We start from the raw sequence: 1,362 nt of genomic DNA, 5'->3' as shown, positions 1-1,362 counted from the left end.
GAGGGTGTCAGAAATTTTGTGTTCGGGCATAACATGAGTAAGAGGTGCATGTATGCCAACCAAAAAGAAACCCCTGCGTGACCTGCCCAAAATCCCCAAAGAGCTGCTGGAGCAGTTCGGTGAGGGTTTGATGACCGCAGAAGCTATCGAGGATGCCTCTGCGGCGTTCAAAAAGGCCCTGATTGAGCGAGCTCTGCATGCCGAGCTCGGCCACCACCTGGGTTATCCGCCGGGCGCGCAGCGCCCAGAGGATGAAACCAACCAGCGTAACGGTAAGAGTGGCAAGACGGTTTTGACCGGCGATGGCCCTCTTCGTTTGGAAATTCCCCGAGATCGAGACGGCAGCTTTGCACCCATTCTGATCCCTAAGCACGAGCGGCGGTACACCGGCTTCGATGACAAGATCATCGCCATGTACGCCCGAGGCATGACGGTCAGAGAGATCCGAGCCTTTCTGTCCGAGCAGTATGGAACCGACGTTTCGCCCGATTTCATCAGCTCTGTGACAGATGAGGTCATGGAGGAGATTGGCGCGTGGCAACAGCGACCACTGGAGCCGATGTACCCGGTCATTTTCTTCGATGCGCTGCGGGTGAAGATTCGCGAAGAAGGCCTGGTGCGCAACAAGGCCATTTACCTGGCACTGGGCGTTCTACCCGACGGGACGCGCGATATCTTGGGCATCTGGATCGAGAACACCGAGGGTGCGAAGTTCTGGATGAAGGTCTTTAACGATCTCAAGACGCGTGGTGTCGAAGATGTGCTGATTGCCGTGACCGATGGTCTCAAAGGCATGCCAGAGGCCCTCAGCGCCGTGTTTCCAGAGACGACGCTGCAGACGTGCATCGTGCACCTGATCCGCAACAGCCTCGACTTCGCGGCCTGGGACAAGCGGCGGGCTCTGGCCAAGGAGCTGAAGCCGATTTACCAAGCCATCAATGCTGAAGCGGCTGAGCAAGCACTCGATGAATTTGAAAGCGGGCCGTGGGGCGAGAAATATCCAACGGTGGTGGCTGCCTGGAGACGCGCCTGGGATCGAGTGATTCCATTTTTCGTCTTCCCTCCGGCCATCAGGAAGGTGATTTACACTACCAACGCCATCGAGAGCATCAACGCCCAACTACGCAAGGTCATCAAGACTCGCGGGCATTTCCCGAATGATGACGCAGCGACCAAACTGATTTGGCTGGGATTGCGCAACATAACAGCCAATTGGGGAAAACCGGCCCATGATTGGAAAAGCGCGATGAATCAATTTGCGATTCTGTACGGAGATCGGTTCATCAGGCCAACCTGGTGAAAATCAGGGCCTGCCTGGCGGCAGGCCATTACCGGCCCGAACACAAAAAAACTGACAGTCCC

General features: G+C 56.3%; 1 protein-coding gene. It reads left to right on the top strand.

Annotated elements, in window-relative coordinates; all coding sequences use genetic code 11:
• Positions 1-52: 52 nt before the first annotated feature.
• Positions 53-1,300 (top strand): IS256 family transposase, encoded by a 1,248-nt coding sequence (locus MJ643_RS30330; protein ID WP_013970710.1) that lies wholly within the window; start codon positions 53-55, stop codon positions 1,298-1,300.
• Positions 1,301-1,362: the final 62 nt, after the last annotated feature.

Source organism: Pseudomonas sp. PNPG3 (assembly GCF_023093815.1).
GTDB lineage: Bacteria > Pseudomonadota > Gammaproteobacteria > Pseudomonadales > Pseudomonadaceae > Aquipseudomonas > Aquipseudomonas asiatica.
This window is presented reverse-complemented; position numbering and strand designations above follow the sequence as displayed.